Raw genomic sequence first — 22,042 nt, 5'->3', positions numbered from 1 at the left:
GCAAAGCAGGCGCAGAAAAGCATCAAGCGCCTGCTGACAGCCTTGCGGCGCGAGCTCGAAAGCCTCGATGCCGATCTCGACAGCCATATCCGCAAGTCGCCGGTCTGGCGGGTGCGCGAGGCGCTGTTGACCTCGGTGCCGGGTGTCGGGCCGACAACAGCGCGCACGCTGCTGGCCGAACTGCCCGAGCTCGGCAGCCTCGACCGACGCCAGATCGCGTCGCTGGCTGGTCTTGCCCCCTGGACGCGGCAGTCGGGAAAATGGAAGGGCAAGAGCTTCATCGGTGGCGGCCGCAGCAAGGTACGCGCCGTCCTATTCATGGCCGCCCTCGTCGCCAGCCGATACAACCCCGACCTCAAGGCCTTCCGCGACCGTCTGGTCGCCGCCGGCAAGCCCAAGATCGTCGCCACCGTCGCAACCATGCGCAAGCTGCTCACCATCCTCAACGCCATCATCAGGGACGGACGACCATGGCAAAACGCTTGACAGCAAAGACAGTCGCTCTCCCCACTGGGGAGAAGAGGGAGCCAAGCCGTGACCTTAGTTATCCCATAAGTCTACTTCTGCTCGCAAAAGGCGATGCGGTTGCTGAAGGGGTCGGTGACGGTCATCTCCAGCCCCCAAGGTGCTTCCTCGACGCCGGGCTTCATGTAGCGGTAGTCCTTGGCTGAGAGTTCGGCGTGATAGGCCCTGATATTGGCGACGCGGACGAAGGCCTTGGCGCCGGGGCTCGCGTCGCCGGAATGTTCGCTGAGGTGCAGCGCCATGCCGTCGCGCGAGACCTGGCAATAGAGCGGGAAGTTTTCACCGAAGCGGTGCTCCCAATCGAGATGGAAGCCGAGAAAGCCGCAATAGAACTCCATGGCCTTTTCGACCGAGAAGATGCGGAAGATCGGCATCGGCGGCTCGATGCCGATCGCAGAGGGGCTCGCCCCTGCCGCATCGATCTTTGCCGAGAGGATATTCCATTGATCGAGCCCGAACTGCCGGGCGACGATTTCGAGCGTCTCGCTGTGGGTCAGCGAAATGTCGCGGTCGGCAAGGGCCTGCCGCAATGTCTTTGCCATGAGCTTGGCATCGCGAAAATCGCGCATGATGTCATCCTTCCGTTGGCGGCAAACAGGAAGATCAGTGCCCGCGTCTGCTGACCCGTTCGCCATCGATCGCCAAACGGCAAGGGATGTGAAGGATGTGTCTGGATGCATTCACCATAACGCAGAAGCGTCGCGGGGCGGCTGGCCGCATCCGGCCGAGGGCGATGTTATGAGAGCGTTTATCAGGAATCAAGACGCGGTGCGCGTTGCCTCGACGGGAACCGCCTTGAGGTAGCTGGCAAGTTCGACCCGGTTGCGGCCGGCGCGCTTGGCGACGTAGAGCGCCTTGTCGGCGGCACTCAGCATGGCGTCGAAATCCAAGCTCTTCGAACGGCCGGGGGCGACGCCGACGCTGACCGTGCATGTCAGCACTTCGTCATCAATATCGATCTCGCGCGCCTCGAACGCCCGGCGGATGCGCTCGGCCGTGAGTTCGGCCCGGCCGGGCATGATCTCCTTCAGCACCAGTACGAATTCCTCGCCGCCGAGCCGGGCAGCGGTGTCGCCGGTGCGGCAATGGGCCGAAAGTTCGCCGGCAAAGACATTGAGCACGCGGTCGCCGACGGCATGGCCGAAGCGATCGTTGACGGATTTGAAATGGTCGATATCGAAGACGATGACGGCGGTGGTCGTTCCCATCGGGCGCGTGCCGTATTGGTCGAAGAGGGCGCGGCGGTTGAGCAGGCCGGTCAGCGGATCGGTGATCGCATCGAGACGATGGCGGGCGGCAAGCCGCCATTGATGCAGCGCCAGCGACAGCGCGCCGATCCCGGTCATGCCGGCAATGCAGACGGCAAGGCTCAGATCTTCGGCCCAGTTGCTGGGGGCTTTGCCGAGCACCAGCTTGCCGTCTGATATCAGCACGGCGGCGCACAGAACGAAGGAGATCGCCGTCAGCGTATAAAGCACTGCGATGCCGAGGAGCGGCGCCGGTGCTTCGGCGCGGGCGAGCCAGTATTGCCGGGCGGTGGCAAGGAGCAAAAGGGCGATGGCGAGATTGTCGGCGATGAAGGCCAGGCCGTCATAGCCCGACAGCATCGGCACGACGGAAAAGACCATCGCCGCAAGCGCGCGGATCGCGATGGCGAGGAGAGACACCCGGCCGGTGAGGAATTGTTTGCCTGCCCCCCAGATGGTGGCAAAACCGGCATGAAACAGCACGAAATTGGCGACGCCGAGCCATTTCTCCGGCGTATTGACATAGGCGCTATAGACGAAAATGCCGCTGACGACGAGGACAAGGCCGACGGTGGCGGTCAACAGCACGGTTTCCGAGCGGCGGACAAGCCAGCTGCCCATCAGCGTCACCGCAAGGCAGGCCGCGGAGACGCCGAGCGCCAACAAGAGGGAGTTATAGTCAAGCATCATGCTTTTCAGTCTCCGCAGCTATTGTCGCTTCGAATGGCAGCTTATCGGTCTGCGAGGAGGAATGTCTTATGCATCCGTTAACAAATGATGCACTGCACAATACAAATGTTACGCGTTTAACGTCGCGCCGAATTTTAAGATGAATTTTCTATTTAAAATTGAAATCTGAGAGCTTACGCCTGCTGCATCACCTGCCAATGCAGGGGAAACATCGGATCGAACACCGTTACCGGACCGGCGCCGGTTTCAATCCTCGCGGGAAAGACGACCGGCTCGGCCTGCCTCGACAGGGTGATGCGCTCCTCGTTCGGCTGCAGCCCGTACCAGGCCGGCCCGTTCAGCGACACGAAGGCTTCGAGCCGCTCCAGAGCGCGCTCCTGTTCGAAGACATGGGCAAGGCAGCTCATCGTATTGACCGAGGTATAGATGCCTGCGCAGCCGCAAGCGCATTCCTTCAGCGGATCGACATGCGGGGCGGAATCCGTGCCGAGGAAGAAGCGCGGGTCGCCGCTGACGGCCGCCGCACGCAGGGCCAGCCGGTGGTTTTCGCGCTTGGCGACGGGCAGGCAGTAATAATGCGGGCGGATGCCGCCGACGAGGATGGCGTTGCGGTTGATGATCAGATGGTGGGTGGTGATCGAGCCGGCGAGATTGCCCTTGGCCGCCTTGATGTAATCGACGCCATCGGATGTCGTCACATGCTCCATCGTCACCTTCAGCTCCGGCAGGCGCTGCCGCAACGGATCGAGCACGGTCTCGATGAAGACGGCCTCGCGATCGAAGATATCGACCTCCGGCGTCGTCACCTCGCCATGGACGCAGAGCGGCAGGCCGATCTTTGCCATGCGCTCCAGCACCGGCATCGCCTTTTCCATGTCGCGGACGCCGCCATGCGAATTGGTCGTGGCGCCGGCGGGATAAAGCTTGACGGCGGTGATGAGGCCGCTGTTCTTCCCCTCCTCGACGTCATCGGGGCTGGTATGTTCGGTCAGATAAAGCGTCATCAGCGGCTGGAAGCGATGACCGTCCGGCAAGGCCTTGAGGATGCGTTCGCGATAGGCCTTGGCGTCAGCTGACGTGACAACCGGCGGCACGAGATTGGGCATGATGATGGCGCGGGCGAAGGTGCGGCTCGTATCGGCGATCACGCCCTCCAGCATGGCGCCATCGCGCAGATGCAGGTGCCAGTCATCAGGACGGCGGATGGTGATCGATTGCATGGCAGGCCTCCGAAGCGATGCGTCTGCCGTCTCGATAACACTAAAGCGCGCCGCATTGAAATTGAATCATGCGACCCGCTTTAGCTCTTTTTTCATGCGTGTCGTTATCCCGGAACCGGGGCATCACGCCAGCGCGATCTCCAGCGTCACATCGGCCGGGCGGCGGTTTTCGAGGATCAGCCGGCCGTTCGGCAGGTCGTTGCCGTAGACTTTGGCGTTGGCGGCCTCTTCGGTCAGGTTGTAACCGCGCCAGCGCGCCCAGAGCCGCTCCTCGAGCACCTCGATCGGCGGCGCCAGCATGATCGAAAAATCGAAGACGCCTTCGAGTTCGGCCCATTTGCCCAGCGAAAACAGCAGATAATTGCCCTCGACGATGATGAAGCGATGATCGGGGGAAACGGGCCGGGCCGACGCAATGGCGAGTTCGCGGGAACGGTCGAAGACCGGCACCAGAACTTCCTGATCGGCCAGCCGGACGGCGCGGATGATATCGAGGAAACCGCGGACATCGAAAGTCTCGGGGATCCCCTTGCGCGCCAGCAGGCCGCGTTCGATCAGGATGGCGTTGTCCATGTGGAAGCCATCCATCGGCAGGACTTCGGCACTTTCGCCCTTGGCTTTCAGCGCTTCCGCCAGATTGTCGGCCATGGTCGATTTGCCGGCACCCGGCGGTCCGGCAATGGCGACCAGGAAACGCTTGGAATGGCCGGCGCGGTCAAGAACTGCGCCGGCGATTTCATCGATGCGTGCATTCATGCGGCGACGGGCTCCGTCGGCACCGCCTTGGCGCCGGTCATGAAGGCGACGGCGTCGGACATGGTGTATTCCTTCGGATCGATCACCGTCAGCCGCCGGCCGAGGCGGTGGATATGGATCCGGTCGGCCACCTCGAAGACATGCGGCATGTTGTGGGAGATCAGCACGATCGGCAGGCCGCGGGCGCGCACATCGAGGATCAGCTCCAGCACCTTGCGGCTTTCCTTGACGCCGAGAGCGGCCGTCGGTTCGTCCATGATGATAACCTTCGAGCCGAAGGCGGCGGCTCGGGCGACGGCGACACCCTGGCGCTGGCCGCCCGACAGCGTCTCCACTGCCTGGTTGATGTTCTGGATGGTCATTAGGCCAAGTTCGGAAAGCTTGTTGCGCGCCAGCTTTTCCATGGCCGGCCGGTCGAGCATGCGGAACAGCGAGCCTAGCGGGCCCTTTTTGCGGATCTCGCGGCCGAGGAACATGTTGTCGGCGATGGAGAGCGCCGGCGACAAGGCGAGATTCTGATAGAYGGTCTCGATGCCGGCGTCGCGCGCCTCCATCGGCGAGCGGAACTGCACCTGCCGGCCTTCGAGGGTAATCACCCCCTCGTCTGGGGTAACGGCGCCCGATATCGCCTTGATGAGCGAGGATTTGCCGGCGCCGTTATCGCCGATGACGGCGAGGATTTCACCCGGATAGAGGTCGAAATCGGCATTGTCGAGCGCGGTCACGCGGCCATAACGCTTGACGAGACCGCGGGCGGTGAGAAGGGGTTCGCGAGCCATGATTACACCGAAACCTTTCTGATCCACTGATCGATGGCGACGGCGGCGATGATTAGCACGCCTGTCAAAAGGACTTTCCATTGCGGGTCGGCGCCGAGCATGTTGAGGCCCATCGAGACGACGCCGACGATCATGGCACCGAAGAGCGTGCCGAGAATGGAGCCGCGGCCGCCGAACAGCGAGATGCCGCCGATCACAGTCGCGGTGATTGCCTGGAGGTTAAAATCGGTGACGGCCGAGGACGGCGAGATCGAGCCGTTGCGGCCGATCGAGACCCAGGCGGCCAAGCCGGCAATGACACCAGAGATGGCGTAAACGGTCAGCAGCACCTTCTTGGTCTGAATGCCCGAGAGCTTGGCTGCCTCCGGATCGTCGCCGACCGCATAGACATGCCGGCCCCAGGCGGTGTGATTGAGGACATACCAGAGCACCAGGACGAGCAGCACCATGGCGATGACGCCGAGGGTCAGCACGGCGCTGCCGAGCTTGAAGCTCACGGCGAAAAGATGAAGCAGCGGCGCCTTCTCGTCGACGTCGGTGTCGCGGATCGTCTCATTGGCGGAATAGATGAAATTCGTCGCCATGACGATGTTCCAGGTGCCGAGCGTGACGATGAAGGGCGGCAGCTTCATGTAGGCAACGAGGAAGCCGTTCAGCAATCCGCAAAGGCCGCCGACAAGCATGCCGGCTGCGACCGCGATCGGCGTCGGTATGCCGTAGGTGATGGCGACATTGCCCATGATCACCGCCGAGATCACCATGATGACGCCGATCGAAAGATCGATGCCGGCGGTCAGGATGACCAGCGTCTGGGCGGCGCCGAGAATACCGACGATGGCGATCTGCTGCAGGATCAGCGTCAGCGTATAGGACGAGAAGAACCGTCCGCCGATGGTGATCCCGAAGATGACGATCGCCAGCACCAACACGATCAGCGGCACGGCGGCCGGCGTCGAGTGCAGAAAATGCTGCGCGCGCTTGATCAGCGAGACTTTCTCGTGCTCGAAGGAGGCAACGCTCTTGTCGCTGCCGTCGAGGACACGTTCGAATTCCTGTGTTCCGGTCATGGTTCCTCCTCCGCATCCGCGCGCCGAACTCGCGCGGGGGCCGTCACCGATATCCATCCGGTCTTTGATTAGCCGGTTCGTGAGGCGACGGCACATCGTCCGTCGAAAACGGCCGGGGATCAAGCCCCGGCCGCCCTGCTTTCAACAATCAGGGCTCAGCCCCAGCACTTGTCCGTGCCTTCCTTGGTGTCGATCGACTTGACGCCGGAAACCGGCTTGTCGGTGACGAGCGAGACGCCGGTGTCGAAGAAGGACTTGCCTTCGGTCGGCTTCGGCTTTTCACCATTTTCGGCGAACTTCTTGATCGCTTCGACGCCAAGGGCTGCCATCATCAGCGGATATTGCTGCGAGGTGGCGCCGATGACGCCTTCCTTGACCGACTTCACACCCGGGCAACCGCCGTCGACCGAGACGATCAGCACGTTCTTTTCCATGCCGACGGCCTTCAGCGCCTGATAGGCGCCGACTGCGGCCGGCTCATTGATCGTGTGGATAACGTTGATGCTCGGATCCTTCTGCAGAAGGTTTTCCATGGCCTTGCGGCCGCCTTCTTCATTGCCGTTGGTCACGTCATGACCGACGATACGAGCATCGTCCTCGTCGCCGATCTTGTTCGGGTCCTTCGGATCGATGCCGAAGCCCATCATGAAGCCCTGGTCGCGCAGAACGTCGACCGTCGGCTGCGACGGGGTCAGGTCGAGGAAGCCGACCTTGGCGTCCTTGGCCTTGTCGCCCATCGTTTCCTTGGCCCACTGGCCGATCAGCTTGCCGGCGAGCAGGTTGTCGGTGGCGAAGGTGGCGTCGGCGGCATCGGCCGGCTCGAGCGGCGTGTCGAGCGCGATGACCAGCAGGCCGGCATCACGCGCCTTCTTGACCGAAGACACGATGCCCTTGGTGTCGGAAGCAGCAAGCAGGATGCCCTTTGCGCCGTCGGCAATGCAGCTTTCGATCGCTGCGACCTGGCTTTCGCTGTCACCGTCGACCTTGCCGGCATAGGACTTCAGCGAGACGCCGAGTTCCTTGGCCTTGGCCGTCGCACCTTCCTTCATCTTGACGAAGAAGGGGTTGGTGTCGGTCTTGGTGATCAGGCAGGCAGCAACGTCAGCCGCCATCACAGGAGCGGAAAAGGTGACACCAAGCGCCAGCGCGCCGAAAGCGAGAACAGATTTCTTCATGGAACTCCTCCCAGAGTTTGCCGGCGCCGCTCCTGCGGGGCCGGAAGCTTAAGATATGACACTTCGCCGTGGATCGCTAATGCCTCCCAGCGGTCCCGTGCCCTTGACGACGGCAATTAAGAGCGAAAAGAAATCGGCTTGTCAATAAATAAATCCAATTGAATTATTAATTCGATGTGGCATGCTCCATCGAATTCGGGCATAGGCCAACGATCGGGAGGAGCGGCCATGTCGACCTTGGATGGACCGGAACACACGCCGGTCCCGCCACCAATTCTGAATCCGGCCGGAGGTGCGAACCAGGTCAGGGTGCGAGCCTATAACGAACGGCTCGTGCTGTCGCTGGTGCGTCTCTACGGCGCGCTGTCGAAGGCCGATATCGCGCGCCGCAGCGGGCTGTCGGCGCAGACCGTCTCCGTGATCATGCGGGTGCTGGAGAAGGAAGGGCTGCTGTCGCGCGGGGAACCGGTGCGTGGCCGCGTCGGCCAGCCGTCGATCCCGATGCATATCAATCCTGATGCCGTCTATTCCTTCGGCCTGAAGATGGGCCGGCGCAGCGCCGATCTGGTGCTGATGGATTTCGTCGGCCGCATCCGCATGCAGCTGCACCGAACCTATGCCTATCCGCTGCCGGATGAAATCCTCGCCTTCGTCACCTCGGGTATCCGCGAGCTGGAAGACCGGCTCGACGACAAGCAACGCAGCCGCATCGCCGGCCTCGGCATCGCCGCCCCCTTCGAGCTCTGGAACTGGGCCGAAGAGGTCGGTGCGCCGCCGGGCGCCATGGAGGTCTGGCGCGACGTCGACCTGCAGGCCGACATCGCCTCCCGCGTCTCCCATCCGGTCTTCCTGCAGAACGATGCGACCAGCGCCTGCGGCGCCGAACTCGTCTTCGGCGTCGGGCCGTCCTACCCGGATTTCGTCTATTTCTTCATCGGCTCCTTCATCGGCGGCGGCATCGTGCTCAATTCGGCGATCTTTTCCGGCCGCACCGGCACGGCAGGCGCGATCGGGCCGCTTCCGGTGCGGGGCAAGAACGGCGAGACGAAGCAGTTGCTCGAAATCGCCTCGATCTTCGTGCTCGAAAACATGCTGCGCGAGCGCGGCATCGATCCCGAGCCGCTCTGGTATTCCGCCGACGACTGGGTGGATTTCGGCGAGCCGATGGAAGCCTGGATCCAGGATAGTGCCAAGGCGCTGGCGCAGGCGATCGTCGCCGCCGCCTCGATCGTCGATTTCAGTGCGGCCGTCATCGATGGCGGCTTTCCCGATTGGGTGCGCAGCCGCGTGGTGCAGGCCACCATCGACGAAGCTGCCAAACTCGACCTGCAGGGCGTCGTCATGCCTGAAATCATCGAGGGCGCGGTCGGCGCCCAGGCGCGCGCCATCGGCGGCGCCAGCCTGCCGATCTTCGCGCGTTACCTCACCGACCAGAACGTACTTTTCAAGGAGGTAGACCATGCTGAAAGGACTTGATCCGCTGTTGAGCCCGGAGCTGCTTTTTACGCTTCGCGCCATGGGCCACGGCGACGAGATCGCCATCGTCGACGGGAATTATCCGGGCGTCGAACATGCCCGCCGGCTGATCCGGCTCGACGGGCACCACATTATCCCGGTCCTCAACGCCGTGCTCAGCGTGCTGCCGATCGACGATTTCGTGGCGGAGGCGATCTTCCGATCGACCGTCAAGGCGGAGCGCGACAAGCTCGACCCCGTGCATGAGGAGATGATCGACTGCTGCGCCCGCCACGAGCCGCACCGGCAGGTGGTGCCGCTGATCGGCCAGGATTTCTACGGAAGGGTGAAGACCGCCCATGCGGTGATCCAGACCGGCGAGCCCAGGCTCTATGCCAACATCATCCTGCGCAAGGGCGTGATCTATCCGAAAGAGCCGGGCACCCATGCCGCGGCCGGAGTCGATCCGTTCGTCTACTAAAGCGCGTCGCGATCTTTCAGATTCACTCCTCGCGCTTTCGGTCTTTGTTTTTACGCATGTCGTTGTCGCAAAACCGCGGCACACTTTTGCGCGACATGCTCTAGAACAATTCCGGCAAAAGTGCGCAGCGGTTTGGTCGTCGGTAAGCTTTGGCTTTCGGGCCAAATGAAGGTCGGTCTTTCGCCATTCGTTCGATGGATGTTATGGTGCGGCGGTTGCGTTGGTCCGCCGCGCCGGCAAACCGCTCGGCAAGCCAAATGCTGCGAACGGTGCCTCACCACCAGGAGCGGACGTCGCGCGGCTCTATGGACACGTGCGGGATCAGGCCGGTGAAGCGATGAGGAGACGGGTCTCACATGGCACCAGACATGAGCACGGTTCCTCGCCGCAGCACCACTGGTCTGCGCAAGTTTCTGGATCCTGAGCAGCAGCGCGATTGGGTAGAAGGCACGGCGGACTTGATCGACGCCGAAGAGCGCTCGGAGTCCCTGGAACAGCGGTTCAAGTACGTCGCCCGGTTCGAGAAGCTGCTTCGTCGCCCGCAGGCGCAAGACGTTCTCGAAATTCTCAGGGTATACGGGCAAACCTGCATCCCCATCCCGCGCAAGACCGAGCGTCACTACTGGTCGGTTTCATGTCTGCCCTCGACTTCCGACAAGCCGCTCATCCGCGTCAATGCGAGCTGGATGGAGCTTTTCACGCTCTATGCCGACGGCGAGAGCCTGCGTGCACGATTCCTGGTGCATCTTTCGCATTTCACCACGGACCATTCACCCGCGCAGGGCGATGTGGACGGGCCTTTTCTCGAGGACTGCGTCACGACGCCCGAAGACGTCGGTTATTTTTTTCCGCGCGGCGAGGACATTTTCGGCATCACTGTGCGGGGCTCCGCCTCGATCCGCAAATTCCTCGCAGAGCGCCGCATCTTGCGCGCCATTCGGACTTTCAATGTGACGCACATGAACCGAGGTCGGAACGCCTATCAGGCGAGCCACTGCTACAGCCTGGGGGATACCATGCTGGCAGATTGATCCGCCCTGGGATGCGCCCTACCCTGACGAGATTGCCGAGCCGATCCGCGGTCGCTGACGGCGCGCAGATGCTGAAAAGACGCGGGCGCGCTGTAAACCCGTCACGCCCATTCCTTTTCAAGGACTACTGATCCTCCGGCGGGTTCTTCAGCCGTTCGAAGAATGGCAGATAGCGGCGACCGGCAGACACCATGGAATCGAGGCCCCATCCGATTTACGGGAAACATATCCAATTCACGCAGCGAAACGCCCGCACCTTCGTCAATGCAACCCGCCATTAACCTTCGAAGGTAACGATCTTACGGACTTGTCGGTGCTGCGCAGTTTGATCAACGACTGCAATGCCCGACCCGGCATTCGGTGATGCGAGCATCAGCCATGTCGGCTGATGATTGAAAACATGTCGGGGACGATGCGGTTCTCCAAACTGGCCATGACGGCTCGTCACACAACAGGAGCCTGTTCAAATGCCTCGCATCCAACCGACCAGACCCCAGGTGGAGATCGTTGTCTGGCTCGCGGTCTTCCTGCTTCTCTTCTGCCTATCGTGGTCCTTCGACTGGCATGAGGGGCTGGATGCGTTCATCGAGAAGCATCATGACTATCCGCTCGACCACGCGCTCCTTGCCCTGAATATCTCCGGGTTTCTCGGGCTGATTTATTCCGCGCTGAGGATCAGCGATCTTTCGAGGGAGGTTCATCGCAGGCTGCAGGCCGAAAAGAACGTAGACTGGATTGCCTGTCACGACACGCTGACCGAACTGCCGAACCGCAGATTTCTGGATTCCATCTGCGCGCAGGCGATGAGCGATCAAAGGGCACGGGAAAGCTATGCCGTGTTCAGCATCGATCTCGACGGCTTCAAGAAGGTCAACGACCTCCTGGGGCACGATCACGGTGACGCGGTGCTGAAGTCTGTCGCTCAGCGGCTCTCTTCCCTCTTTCCGCGTGAGCACGTTTTTCGTCTTGGCGGAGACGAGTTTGTCGTTCTGGCGCGGCGCACTGGAAATCCCGATCTTGCCGCGTTGGGGAACCGCATTGTGAGCGTGATCGGCAAACCCTTCACATTCAATAACGTCGCCGTCGACCTCGGCGCCAGTGTCGGCTTCGCACTTTATCCGGAGAACGGCGATGACCTAAGCCAGGTCATCCGACATTCGGACTGTGCGATGTATGTCGCCAAAAAGCAGGCGCGCAATCTGGTGAAGCCCTTCGTCCCTTCGATGCAGGATGAGTTGGCGAAACGGATTCGGGTGGAAGCCGATCTAAGAGCCGCCATCAGGAAGGCTGAGATCGTTCCCTACTATCAACCGCTCGTGGACCTGAAGACGAACAAGATTATCGGCTTTGAGGCGCTGGCACGCTGGAAGATCGCCTCCGGCGAATTCATCCCGCCGAACGAATTCATTCCTGTGGCAGAGGAAGCCGGGCTGATCGTCGAATTGACGGACCAATTGCTTCGCCACGCCTGCACCGATGCGCTTTCCTGGCCAAGTGAGCTCGTCCTGTCATTCAACCTTTCGCCGATCCAGCTGAGCGATCGGTTGCTGGGGCTGCGAATTCTCAAGATATTGGGTGATGTCGGTCTGCCGGCGCACAGGGTCGAGCTTGAGGTGACGGAGAGCGCCATCATCCAAGACGCCGTCACTGCACGAATCGTCCTCGACGATCTGGTGAACGCTGGGGTCAGGATTGCTCTCGACGATTTTGGAACAGGCTATTCCAGCCTCTCACAACTCTCCAACTACCGGTTCGACAAGATCAAGATCGACAGGAGTTTCGTCTCTTCATTCGAAACCAATGACAAGCAGGACAAGGTGATCAAGGCCATCATCGCTCTGGGCGTCGGACTTGGCGTGACGATAACCGCCGAGGGTATCGAACAAGAGAGTCAACTTCAGCGGCTTCAGGATCTGGGTTGCGACATCGGCCAAGGATATCTGCTTGGTAGGCCAGCGCCGGCCGCGGAGCTTGCCACAGATCACATCAGCGCCAGAGTTTTGCAACGCCGTTGATGGGCCGCGGCGTGTCGGTTCTGATTCAGAGCCGACACGGGCTTAGGGTGACGGCGTGCCGGTGCAATCGTCCGGACTTTACTCCGACACAGGAGTAAAGGGATGACGCCCAAGAAACGCAGCCACTTGTTCTGTAACTTCGACCGGCGCGGAGTCTGGGAAAAAATGCCCGCCTGGTACAGCGCGAGCGTCGATGGTCGTGCAGCGATCCGCCCAGGTGGCTGGGAGATCATAGTGTTTGGCCATCGCGCCGGAGGCGCCGTAGAGGATCAGCGCAGGCGCCGATATACGTCTCCCTTGCTCCGCCAGATCGTGGGCGAGATCGACGGCCAGCGCCGCACGGTAATCGTTGCAGCCGCCGGCAATCGCCTTGGCATCATGCCATGAAGCCCGGTAGGCCGCGAGCTGTTCGACGTCGAAATCCCGCAGGCCCGCCGCGCCCCATCCAAGCAGGCAGGTTTCGTAAAAGAGATCGGGATTGGCTTCGATCATTCGCTCCGGAAAGGGCGCGGGTTGAGCGAGGAAGAACCAGTGCCAGTAGCTTTGAGCGACCTCGCGGCGCAGGTCGCCCAGCATCACCGCCGTCGGCACGATGTCCATCAGAGTGACGCTGGCCACAGCCGCAGGATGGTCGAGAGCCAGCCTGTGCGCCACCCGGGCACCGCGGTCGTGACCCACGAGGTGAAACCGCTCATGTCCAAGCGTTTTCATCAAACCGAGCTGATCGGCTGCCATGGCGCGGAAGCTGTAATTGGTCAGATCAGCGCGAGCCGGTGGTTTGTCGGAGGCGCCATAGCCGCGCAAATCTGCACAGATCACCCGATAGCCAAGCGCGACCAGCTCTGGTGCGATCCGTGCCCAGAGTGCCTTGGTCTGCGGAAAGCCATGCAGCATCAGCAGCGGCTCCCCCGCACCCGCAGCGACATAAGCGATCTCCACGCCGTCGACGGCAATCCGGCCGCTTTCAAAACCCTCAAACATACTTCCCTCCCCGTTTCGCGACGATTGTGACGTCTCTACAGCGGGTTGGATGCCGTGAGGTGGCGTCTTACCTTGATGTAATCCTTACATTGGTTGACATTATTAATGATATACGTCATCAATAAGTCAAGCTATAATGACGCACGACATCATAGTTTGGGCATGGCCGTCGAAAGGGCTGCGAAGTGCGGATCACCAAGGAAAAAAAGCAGGAAAACTACGAGCGGATTATTACCATCGCTTCCGAACTGTTTCGCGAGCGCGGGTTCGATGGCGTGGCGGTGGCGGAACTGATGGAGCGTGCCGGGCTCACTCATGGCGGCTTCTACAACCACTTCCGATCCAAGGAGGAGCTGATCGCAGCGGCGACCGCCAGGGGTTTCGGCGAGACCGCGGAACGCTACGCAGGATATGATGCGCTTGCCGCCATCGAAGCCTATATCTCGCGGGAGCACCGGGATGCTCGCGGCCAGGGATGCTCCGCTGCGGCGCTGAGTTGCGAAGCAGYACGGCAGCCGGATGAGACGAGATCGGCTTTTGCTGCAGGAATCGAGAACCTCCTGAGCACATTCGAGGGCGACATGGCGCGAGATCACGCCTCTGGCGCCGGATCGCGTGCGCTGACGATCAGCCTCCTTGCTCAGGCCGTGGGCGCCATCGTCCTTTCAAGAGCCTGCCCGGACAATTCCTCCCTGGCGGATGAAATCCTGGATGCCTGCCGGGTCAACTGCCGTGACGCCATCGAAAATCACGCGCGCAAGCAATAGGGCCGCGCATGCGCGGCCCTATGCAATCAGGCGTCGACCGGCGCGGCCATGGCGGGATAGTCGGTGTAGCCCGCAGCACCTCCGCCATAGAGCGTCGCCATATCGAGATTGGCCAGCGGTGCACCGGCCTTCAGGCGTTCGACAAAATCCGGGTTGGCGATGAACGGCCTGCCGAAGGCAAACAAATCCGCCAGTCCCTGCTCCAGCCTGGTCGTTGCGAGTTCCAGATCGTAGCCGTTGTTGGCGATGTAAGTGTTCTTGAACCTGCGGCGAAGCGCCTCATAGTCGAAGGGTGCAACATCGCGCGGCCCGCCCGTCGCGCCTTCGACGACATGGAGGTAGGCAATGCCCATCTCGTCGAGCTGCTCGACGATGTAGTTGAACTGCGCCTGCGGGTCGGTTGCGGAGATCCCATTGGCCGGCGACACCGGCGAAATCCGAACGCCGGTTCGCTCCGCTCCAACTTCCTCGATGACCGCGGCCGTCACCTCCAGCGTCAGCCGGGCGCGGTTTTCGATCGACCCGCCATAGGCGTCGGTGCGGGTGTTCGCTCCATCCCTGGCGAACTGGTCGAGCAGGTAGCCGTTGGCGCCATGAACTTCGACACCATCGAAACCGGCGGCAATCGCATTGGCGGCGGCGCGACGGAAATCCGCGATAATGCCGGGGATCTCGCCCGGTTCGAGCGCCCGAGGTGCTGACACATCCACGAATGCGTTGTTCACAAACGTCTTGGTTTCGGCCCTGATGGCGGAAGGCGCCACCGGGTGCTGCCCATCCGGCTGCAGGTCGACATGCGATACCCGACCGACATGCCAGAGTTGCAGGAAGATGCGGCCGCCCTTGGCATGCACCGCGTCGGTCACCTTACGCCAGCCGTCGACCTGCGCCTCTGTGTAGATGCCGGGCGTGTCCTGGTAGCCTTGACCCTGCTGCGAAATCTGGGTCGCCTCCGAGATGATCAGGCCTGCCGAGGCCCGTTGCGCATAATATTCGGCAATGAGATCGCCCGGCACAAACCCGGCGCCCGCTCTGTTGCGCGTCAATGGCGCCATGACGATCCGGTTGGAGAGTGTGAGAGAGCCGAGGACGGAAGGCTCAAAGAGTGTGTTGCTGGTCATGTTTTACTTTCACCAAGGGTTAGAAATTATTCCTGACGTTCCCAGACCTGTGAGCGCCCGAGCAATGACACGCCAATGAAGCCGCGCACGGTCAGTTTCTTGCCTTCATCGGTCAGGTGGATTTTGCTGCTGTAGACTTTGCCATTGTCCGGATCGAGAATCTGGCCACCGGTATAGTCGTCGCCGTCCTTCTTCAGGCCGCTCAGGATGACCAAGCCCACGACCGGCGCGTCCTTGAGTGCGCCTTCGCATTTCGCGCAGGTCGGGCTTTCGTTCGCGGCGAGAAAGACTTTTTCGATCCTGCCCTGCAAGGCACCATTCGATTCCGTAATCCGGACCAAGGCCCTCGGTTTGCCGCTGACGTCATCGACATTCCGCCACAAGCCAACGGGCGAGGTGTTGTCAGCCCATGCCGCCGATGACATGAGCGCCGCAACGGCGGCGAGTGCGAAAACGGTGGACCGTCTCAATATATGCAATGCTGTCAGCTCCTTGAATTGCGTTGAACGCGTGTGTCGGCGGATAGGCGTAAAGACGGCTGTTCCGGGCGAAGGGTTTCGATGCCGCCAGCGTCGCAGAGGTCATGAAGAGTCGCTGAGATCTCTGCGGGTTCTAAAGCGCATCGCGATCTGTCAGATTCGCTTGTTGCGCTTTAGGTCTTTGTTTTTACGCATGTCGTTGTCGCAAAACCGCTGCACACTTTTGCGCGACATGCTTTAGTCGGCGACCGTGATGACCACCTTGCCCTTCGCGCGCCCGGTCTCGACATAGGCCAGCGCATCCCCGGTCTTCTCAAACGGGAACACCTTGTCGACGACCGGTCGGATCGCGCCCGATTCGATCAGCGCGGTGATTTGACCCAATTGCTGCCCTTCGGCGCGCATGAACAGGAACGAGTAGCGGATGCCAAGGCGCTTGGCCTTTTTCCGAACGCCTCGGCTCAGCAGGCGCAGCACCAGTTTCAGAAACAGATTCAGGCCGAGTTCCCCGGCGAATGCAGGATCGGGCGGACCGGAAATGGAAATGAGCTGGCCGCCCGGCTTCAGCACGCCCAGAGATTTTTCGAGCGTCTTTGGATCCTGACTGTTCAGAACGAGATCGCAACCCGACAAGACCTTCTCGAAATCCTGTGTCTTGTAGTCGATCACCACATCCGCCCCGAGGCTTCTGGCCAACTCGGCATTGCCAGCGCTCGTCGTCGTCGCAACGGTCGCGCCAAGATGCTTGGCGAGCTGAATGGCGAAAGTCCCGACCCCGCCGGAACCGGCCTGAATGAAGACCTTCTGGCCGGGTTTCACCTTGCCCACTTCGACCAGCGCCTGCCACGCAGTCAGCCCCACCAGCGGGATGGACGCCGCTTCCGTCATGCTGAGGTTGTTCGGCTTCAGCGCTACATCGGATTGATCAATGGCAATGAATTCTGCGAATGTGCCAATCCGATGGTCGCGTGGCCGAGCGTAGACCTCGTCGCCCACCTTGAAGCGCCGGACGCCTGGTCCAATTTTTACAACCGTTCCGGCAACGTCGTGCCCCAGGATAAAGGGTGGACGATAGGGAAGAATAAGCTTGAACTCTCCATCCCGGACCTTGGAGTCCAGGAGGTTTACGGCCGTGGCCTGGATCCGGACGAGGAGATCATTGTCCTGCAATTCCGGTTCAGGCAGGTTGGCCAGACGCAGAGCGCCCTTCTTCTTGTACTTATCAACGACGAATGCCTTCACGGGCCTCTCCAATTCGAATTTTATTGCGGCGTCAGGCGCCAAGGAAGGACAAGGCCTTCGGCACGAAATCGGCATAGTTCTGGAAAATCCCGCCATGCCCGGCGTCCTGGTAGATAACCAGCTCCGCCCCGGGGATGCGGCGGGCCAGATCGGCGCTGTTGACGGTCGGGACCATAATATCATTGTCGCCATTGGCGATCAGGACCGGGACATTGATCCGGCCGAGATCCTGAGGCGCCTGCCGCCCCCAGGCTTTGATCGCCTTGAGTTGCCGCAGGAAGGCCCTTGGAGCAGGCCCCTTGTCCCTTCCCGCCTTCCGCTCTTTCAGCCGATCCAGAAAGGCTTTCGCGGCCCGGCGACCATTGGCAGTGGACGTGAAGAACAGATAGGTTTTTGGGTCGCGCAACGTCAGCAGACCTTTGATCATCAGCGGCCAGGACACTGCTCCGACCTTCTCGATGCCTTTGCCGCCGGCCGGGCCTGTTCCGGTCAAAATGAGTTTGCGCACGAGATCGGGGGCCTTCAGTGTGATGTCCTGCGCGACAAATCCCCCGAGAGAAAACCCAAGCAGATCGACTTTTTTAAACCCAAGCGCCCGGATCAACGCGATCATGTCGCGCGCCATCTCGTCGATGGTCAAAGGAGCCTTACCGCCTGAGGCGCCGATACCCCTGTAATTGGTGGCGATTACGTGATGCCTGGTGGCAAGACCATCGACAATGCGGGGATCGAAATTGTCCAGCACCGCGCCCCAATGGTTGAGAAGAATGACCGGCACGCCACCCTGAAGGCCAAGGTCGCGATAGGCAAAAGGTGTTTCCCCAACATTGATCCAGAGATTGGGAGCCTCGGCATAACACGTGGCAGACCGAAGATATCTCACAGACGTGTTCATCGTTTACTCCATTATCCCACCCGAACCGGCAGGCTTGGGTCGGAGGGAAAGCAGCCAGCTTCGATTGTTCAACTTTTTAATGACAACTATCATCATAGTTGATTAATGATATTCATCATCAAAGTTGTCAAGCGGAATTTTTTAGCCGATTCAACCGCCATCTCCCTCAGGCTAGAACCCGCATTATTGCTGCCAGGAAGGGTGCGAACATCATCGGCGTCGAGATAATCTATTCTCACTTCAAACTTCGTCATGAGCCCGAGACGCTCTTCGGTACATGTCAGTCCCGCGCTCGCCGGGCATGCCCGAGCTCGACCAGGCGAGAATTTTCTCGGAAAATCATGGGAGGCCGTTGCGTTTGTATTCTTGATCGGTCATTCTAGAACAAGCGATAAAGAATCGGAGTGACGATGGGCCGAACGCGGGAATTCGACGAGGAGGCAGTGCTGAAGGGGGCGATGCAGATCTTTCGCAAGCACGGCTATCAAGGTGCGTCGATCCGGGACCTCGAGGAGGCAACGGGGCTCAAAGGCGGAAGCATCTATCACGCCTTCGGCGACAAGGCCGGCCTCTTCGACGCGGCGTTCGGACATTACCACCGGACGGTGCTGGAGGGACGCATCGAGCGGTTTGCGCCGCCCGGAAGCGGGCTTCAAGGGCTGCGCGAATTGTTCCTGTCGCTCCTGCATGAGCCCGACGATGGCGCCCTCGGCTGCCTGATCACCAATATGGCGGTGGAATTTGGCGGCGGCGTCAATCCGCATCCCCGTGTCGAGGCAGCGCTCGGCCTCCTTCGCACCACATTCCGCTTAAGGCTCACCGAGGCGCCGACCTTCGCTCGGGACGCCGATGGAGCCAAGGCGAACAGGACAGCCATCCGCCTTCTGGCCTTCTATCAGGGCCTCCTCGTGCTCATTCGCGGCGGCGAAGACAAGGCCGGCCTGCGGCAGGCGATAGAAGACGAATTCAATCAACTGGAGACACTGTTATGACACCTGAGGCCCTATGGGATCGATATGCGGCCATCTGGTCGCTGGATGCTGACGCTCGCGAGCCGGAAATGCTGGCTTGCCTCGCGGATGAGGTGACCTATTGCGACCCGAATGGAACGATCGCGGGGCGCGCCGGTCTCTCGGCTTATATGGCCGGCTTCAAGGAGAGCATGCCGGGAGGCCGGTTCAAGATATTGAGCGTCCTCCATCATAATGATCGCTCACTGGCGCGCTGGGCACTGCGCCACGAAGACGAGAGGGTCTTGCAGACCGGCACGAGCTTCGGGGTGATTTCCGATGGCCGGCTCGGTGCGATCACCGGCTTCTTCGATCCTCTGGCGGAGCAGCACCATGAGTAGCGAGGCGACACGCGGGCTGGCGCTCGACTTTGCGAGCCAGATCGCCCCAGCCGGCTGCATCGATATCAGGCGCTTCTTCGGCGGCTCCGCCCTGGTCCGAAACGGCGCGCAGTTCGGGTTCGTCATGAAGGGCACTTTGTATCTCCGCGTCGACGAAGCGATGCGCGCGGAGTTCGAGGCAGATGGCTGCGAACCGTTCAGCTATCGTGCCGCCGGCAGGGAGGTTACGGTTCGCCGCTACTACGCCGTTCCTGCACGTGTGATCGACGATCCCGCGCTGCTGCACAGCTACGCGGAGCGCGCATTGCACGCGACCCCCACGCCCAGCCACAGGCTCTCCGACACGATCCTGGCCGTCACTCCGTCCGGCTAGCGCATCGGTGAGAAAGAGGGGCCGACATCTGTCGGTCCCCCGCTCTTTTGAGGGCCGGAAGCAACATCTCCCGATTCAGGTGTTCAAGCCGCCATCCACCGTGAGGATGGTTCCGGTGATGTGCCTTGCAGCAGGGCTTGCGAGGAAAGCCACAGCGGCCGCCACATCTTCCGGCTTGCCGTAGCGGCCAAGTGGGATCAAGGCACGCTGGAAGTCGGCAAAGTCGCCGTCGGCGGGATTCATCTCGGTGTCGGTCGAACCCGGCTGGACGAGGTTTACGGTGATATCGCGAGATCCGAGTTCCCGCGCGAGGCCGCGGGTAAACGAATGGAGCGCGGATTTTGTCATGAAATAGACCGTGCCGGTGTCGCCGACGATGCGTTCGGCGCCGACCGAGCCGATCGTGATGACGCGGCCTCCTGCCTGCAGATAGGGAATGGCGGCCTGCGAAGCGAGCAAGGGCGATCGTACATTGACATCAAGCAGCGCATCGATCTGCTCGACGCTGACGTCGGCGATCGCGCCGTAAAGCGCGATTGCGGCATTGTTGACGAGAATGTCGAGACCGCCAAGTGCCTGGGCGGCCTCGTCGACCGAGCGCTTCACGGCCGCCGGATCGGCGCTGTCGGCCTGGATGGCAAGCGCTTTGCGGCCCTTGCCCTCGATCGCCCGGACGACCTCGGCGGCGCGATCGGCCGAACGCTCATAGGTGATGGCGACATCAGCGCCTTTGTCGGCAAGCGCCAATGCGATGGCGGCGCCAATGCCACGCGAGCCACCTGTGACGAGGGCACGCTTTCCAGCCAGTTCTGTCATGATCTTCTCTTTCTGTAGTGATCGACACATAAATAGCTAGGCACGTTGCGATGGGGTGTCAATGGGTTTATATAATGATCGATGCAGAAATCGGATGAGATGTCGAACCTCGATGAAACCCCTGCCCGCAGTCGCGGGCGGCCGCGGGCGTTCGATCGGGAAGCAGCCTTGGCGCAGGMGACCCGCCTGTTCTGGATCAAGGGCTTCGAGGCGACCTCGATCGCCGACCTCACCGAGGCGATGGGGATCGGATCGCCGAGCCTTTACGCGGCATTCGGCTCGAAGGAGGCGCTCTATGCCGAGGCGCTGCGCCACTATCGCGACAACAACGAGGCGCTCGTCTGGGCAGGCTTCTTTTCCGCGGGCGCAGCCCGTGAGGCGGTGAGGTCGTTTCTGATGGATTCAGYCGCTGCCTTGACCGGCTGTGTCGCGGATATTCCCCGCGGCTGCATGGTGGCGCTCTCTTCGGTCGGCAGCGAGGGCCATGTGGAACTCGGCGAACTGGTGCGCGCCGCCCGCGGCGTCACGCTCGACCGTCTGAAGGCGCGCCTGAACCAAGCGATATCAGAAGGCGAAATTCCAGTCTCGACCGACGTCCATGCGCTCGCTCGCTTCGTCCAGACCGTTCAAAATGGCATGTCGATCCTGGCCCGCGACGGAGCGACCCGCGGCGAACTGGAGGCAGTCGCCGAGCTGGCCATGCTGGGTTGGGATACTCGAACCGGGGATGCTGAGCGCAGGCGGCGCTGATCGCGTTTCGAATATTGTTACACGGATGCTCCTGTGTCACCTTTGGTCAGTCAGTCGCGGAAGCTTCGTAGGATCGCCGACGCGTGCCGCTGCCCCTCATCCGGCTGCCGCCACCTTTGCCTGGGTCGAGCCACGGGTCTCGACCCGTCCTTCGGACCCCCGCAAGCGGGGAGAAGGGGATATGCCGCGACCTTTCCGTTCCCCATTGGCCTCTTGCATGGCACGTCCCCTCTCCCCGTTTTTACGGGGAGAGGGTCAGGGTGAGGGGCAGCCATTCGCGCGAACCGTCCCGTCAGGACGACCCGGCGGGAAGCGGTTACGGGAAGGTCTTCGTGACCTCAATGGTTCCGACGATCGCCGCGTTGAACTGATCCATCTCCTCGGCAGGTATCCAATATTCGAGATGCGCCCGGCCACCCGCTTCCTGAACCGCATGGCCGTCGAGGTAATCCTTTCTCACGTCAAACTTCGTGACGAAGCCCGACCCGCTCCTGGGCACATTCCAGTCGCGCGCGATCTTGACCGCATAATCTTCCGACAGCACGGGATAGAAGATCGGCTGATCGGGCAAGCGCGGCGGAAATCCGCGCATGTCGAGATCGCGAATAAGCGCCAGTTCCTCAGGCCCGATCGGACGCCACAGGGTAATCGTTTCGATATCTTCGCTCATCTTCGTCTCTCTGCGGTAATCCGACAGTCTCTCAGCGAGCCTATCTTCGGGCGTCATTCAAAACCGGCGATCTTCAGAGACAGGCAAACCAATGCCGTGCTCCAGCGCGTGCTGCGCCCCTCATCCGGCTGCCGCCACCTTCTCCCCGTAAACGGG

The 22,042-nt window shown here is 61.3% G+C and carries 25 protein-coding genes; 10 read left to right on the top strand and 15 right to left on the bottom strand.

What is annotated here, in order from left to right; translation table 11 throughout:
* The coding region (locus tag AC1ECN_RS02530) for a transposase (RefSeq protein ID WP_477952089.1) at positions 1–486 on the top strand (486 nt) is incomplete at its 5' end.
* 71 nt (positions 487–557) lie between these two features.
* Here AC1ECN_RS02530 and AC1ECN_RS02525 read toward each other — a convergent pair.
* From AC1ECN_RS02525 to AC1ECN_RS02495, 7 genes are all read right to left on the bottom strand, one after another.
* Positions 558–1,094 (bottom strand): glyoxalase superfamily protein, encoded by a 537-nt coding sequence (locus AC1ECN_RS02525; protein ID WP_130656282.1) that lies wholly within the window; start codon positions 1,092–1,094, stop codon positions 558–560.
* A gap of 189 nt (positions 1,095–1,283) precedes the next feature.
* Positions 1,284–2,462, bottom strand: a complete 1,179-nt coding sequence (locus AC1ECN_RS02520; RefSeq protein WP_130671858.1) for a GGDEF domain-containing protein — start codon at positions 2,460–2,462, stop codon at positions 1,284–1,286.
* Between the two features lie 173 nt (positions 2,463–2,635).
* Positions 2,636–3,682, bottom strand: coding sequence for a dihydroorotase (gene pyrC / locus AC1ECN_RS02515; protein ID WP_018496501.1), 1,047 nt, complete (start codon positions 3,680–3,682; stop codon positions 2,636–2,638).
* A 123-nt stretch (positions 3,683–3,805) separates the two neighbouring features.
* Complete coding sequence (locus AC1ECN_RS02510) at positions 3,806–4,438, bottom strand: nucleoside triphosphate hydrolase (RefSeq protein WP_003556147.1); 633 nt, start codon at positions 4,436–4,438, stop codon at positions 3,806–3,808.
* Entirely contained in the window at positions 4,435–5,217 is a 783-nt protein-coding gene (locus AC1ECN_RS02505; protein ID WP_477952086.1) for an ATP-binding cassette domain-containing protein, read from the bottom strand. Before AC1ECN_RS02505 ends, AC1ECN_RS02510 begins: the two co-directional genes overlap by 4 nt.
* 2 nt (positions 5,218–5,219) lie before the next feature.
* On the bottom strand, positions 5,220–6,284 hold the full coding sequence (locus AC1ECN_RS02500) for an ABC transporter permease (RefSeq protein WP_012755861.1): 1,065 nt from the start codon (positions 6,282–6,284) through the stop codon (positions 5,220–5,222).
* A gap of 155 nt (positions 6,285–6,439) precedes the next feature.
* Positions 6,440–7,459 (bottom strand): sugar ABC transporter substrate-binding protein, encoded by a 1,020-nt coding sequence (locus AC1ECN_RS02495; RefSeq protein ID WP_075225659.1) that lies wholly within the window; start codon positions 7,457–7,459, stop codon positions 6,440–6,442.
* Between the two features lie 228 nt (positions 7,460–7,687).
* Between AC1ECN_RS02495 and AC1ECN_RS02490 the strand changes: the two genes are divergently transcribed.
* The 4 genes from AC1ECN_RS02490 (at position 7,688) to AC1ECN_RS02475 (ending at position 12,441) form a co-directional block, all read left to right on the top strand.
* On the top strand, positions 7,688–8,935 hold the full coding sequence (locus AC1ECN_RS02490) for an ROK family transcriptional regulator (RefSeq protein ID WP_130671857.1): 1,248 nt from the start codon (positions 7,688–7,690) through the stop codon (positions 8,933–8,935).
* Positions 8,919–9,395 (top strand): RbsD/FucU family protein, encoded by a 477-nt coding sequence (locus AC1ECN_RS02485; protein WP_024323883.1) that lies wholly within the window; start codon positions 8,919–8,921, stop codon positions 9,393–9,395. Before AC1ECN_RS02490 ends, AC1ECN_RS02485 begins: the two co-directional genes overlap by 17 nt.
* 356 nt (positions 9,396–9,751) lie before the next feature.
* Entirely contained in the window at positions 9,752–10,426 is a 675-nt protein-coding gene (locus AC1ECN_RS02480) for a hypothetical protein (protein WP_130671856.1), read from the top strand.
* Between the two features lie 467 nt (positions 10,427–10,893).
* Positions 10,894–12,441 carry a putative bifunctional diguanylate cyclase/phosphodiesterase gene (locus AC1ECN_RS02475; RefSeq protein WP_130660812.1) on the top strand — a complete coding sequence of 516 codons (1,548 nt, stop codon included), beginning with the start codon at positions 10,894–10,896 and terminating at the stop codon, positions 12,439–12,441.
* A gap of 78 nt (positions 12,442–12,519) precedes the next feature.
* Here AC1ECN_RS02475 and AC1ECN_RS02470 read toward each other — a convergent pair whose 3' ends face one another.
* Positions 12,520–13,422, bottom strand: a complete 903-nt coding sequence (locus AC1ECN_RS02470; RefSeq protein WP_075225655.1) for an alpha/beta fold hydrolase — start codon at positions 13,420–13,422, stop codon at positions 12,520–12,522.
* A gap of 185 nt (positions 13,423–13,607) precedes the next feature.
* Here AC1ECN_RS02470 and AC1ECN_RS02465 point away from each other — a divergent pair, with 185 nt between their 5' ends.
* A complete protein-coding gene (locus tag AC1ECN_RS02465; RefSeq protein ID WP_477952081.1) occupies positions 13,608–14,189 on the top strand; it encodes a TetR/AcrR family transcriptional regulator in 582 nt (193 codons plus the stop codon).
* Positions 14,190–14,215: 26 nt separating this feature from the next.
* On the opposite strand, the gene AC1ECN_RS02460 is transcribed toward AC1ECN_RS02465, so the two are convergent.
* From AC1ECN_RS02460 to AC1ECN_RS02440, 5 genes are all read right to left on the bottom strand, one after another.
* Positions 14,216–15,310 (bottom strand): alkene reductase, encoded by a 1,095-nt coding sequence (locus AC1ECN_RS02460; protein WP_018496514.1) that lies wholly within the window; start codon positions 15,308–15,310, stop codon positions 14,216–14,218.
* A gap of 26 nt (positions 15,311–15,336) precedes the next feature.
* Positions 15,337–15,735, bottom strand: coding sequence for a DUF2147 domain-containing protein (locus AC1ECN_RS02455; protein WP_226306916.1), 399 nt, complete (start codon positions 15,733–15,735; stop codon positions 15,337–15,339).
* Positions 15,736–16,026: 291 nt separating this feature from the next.
* Positions 16,027–17,031, bottom strand: coding sequence for an NADP-dependent oxidoreductase (locus AC1ECN_RS02450; RefSeq protein ID WP_130660810.1), 1,005 nt, complete (start codon positions 17,029–17,031; stop codon positions 16,027–16,029).
* Between the two features lie 31 nt (positions 17,032–17,062).
* Positions 17,063–17,926, bottom strand: a complete 864-nt coding sequence (locus AC1ECN_RS02445) for an alpha/beta fold hydrolase (protein WP_018496517.1) — start codon at positions 17,924–17,926, stop codon at positions 17,063–17,065.
* Between the two features lie 92 nt (positions 17,927–18,018).
* The gene (locus tag AC1ECN_RS02440) at positions 18,019–18,180 is read right to left on the bottom strand and encodes a hypothetical protein (protein ID WP_018068765.1); all 162 of its coding nucleotides are present in this window, start codon (positions 18,178–18,180) and stop codon (positions 18,019–18,021) included.
* A gap of 156 nt (positions 18,181–18,336) precedes the next feature.
* On the opposite strand from AC1ECN_RS02440, the gene AC1ECN_RS02435 reads away from it, so the two are divergent.
* Genes AC1ECN_RS02435 through AC1ECN_RS02425 form a run of 3 tightly spaced genes read left to right on the top strand, consistent with a single transcriptional unit; the run spans position 18,337 to position 19,650 of the window.
* Positions 18,337–18,918, top strand: coding sequence for a TetR/AcrR family transcriptional regulator (locus AC1ECN_RS02435; RefSeq protein ID WP_024323890.1), 582 nt, complete (start codon positions 18,337–18,339; stop codon positions 18,916–18,918).
* On the top strand, positions 18,915–19,277 hold the full coding sequence (locus AC1ECN_RS02430; protein WP_024323891.1) for a nuclear transport factor 2 family protein: 363 nt from the start codon (positions 18,915–18,917) through the stop codon (positions 19,275–19,277). Before AC1ECN_RS02435 ends, AC1ECN_RS02430 begins: the two co-directional genes overlap by 4 nt.
* Positions 19,270–19,650: a TfoX/Sxy family protein gene (locus AC1ECN_RS02425; RefSeq protein ID WP_024323892.1), complete on the top strand. Its 381-nt coding sequence runs from the start codon at positions 19,270–19,272 to the stop codon at positions 19,648–19,650. Before AC1ECN_RS02430 ends, AC1ECN_RS02425 begins: the two co-directional genes overlap by 8 nt.
* Before the next feature lie 75 nt (positions 19,651–19,725).
* Here the strand turns inward: AC1ECN_RS02425 and AC1ECN_RS02420 are convergent, their stop codons facing one another.
* Positions 19,726–20,466: an SDR family NAD(P)-dependent oxidoreductase gene (locus AC1ECN_RS02420; protein WP_024323893.1), complete on the bottom strand. Its 741-nt coding sequence runs from the start codon at positions 20,464–20,466 to the stop codon at positions 19,726–19,728.
* 81 nt (positions 20,467–20,547) lie between these two features.
* Between AC1ECN_RS02420 and AC1ECN_RS02415 the strand changes: the two genes are divergently transcribed.
* Complete coding sequence (locus AC1ECN_RS02415) at positions 20,548–21,216, top strand: TetR/AcrR family transcriptional regulator (protein WP_477952075.1); 669 nt, start codon at positions 20,548–20,550, stop codon at positions 21,214–21,216.
* Between the two features lie 316 nt (positions 21,217–21,532).
* On the opposite strand, the gene AC1ECN_RS02410 is transcribed toward AC1ECN_RS02415, so the two are convergent.
* Entirely contained in the window at positions 21,533–21,886 is a 354-nt protein-coding gene (locus tag AC1ECN_RS02410; protein ID WP_130671854.1) for an ADP-ribosylation/crystallin J1, read from the bottom strand.
* Positions 21,887–22,042 lie beyond the last annotated feature (156 nt).

The organism is Rhizobium sp. 01N447_2 (genome assembly GCF_056399245.1).
This window is presented reverse-complemented; position numbering and strand designations above follow the sequence as displayed.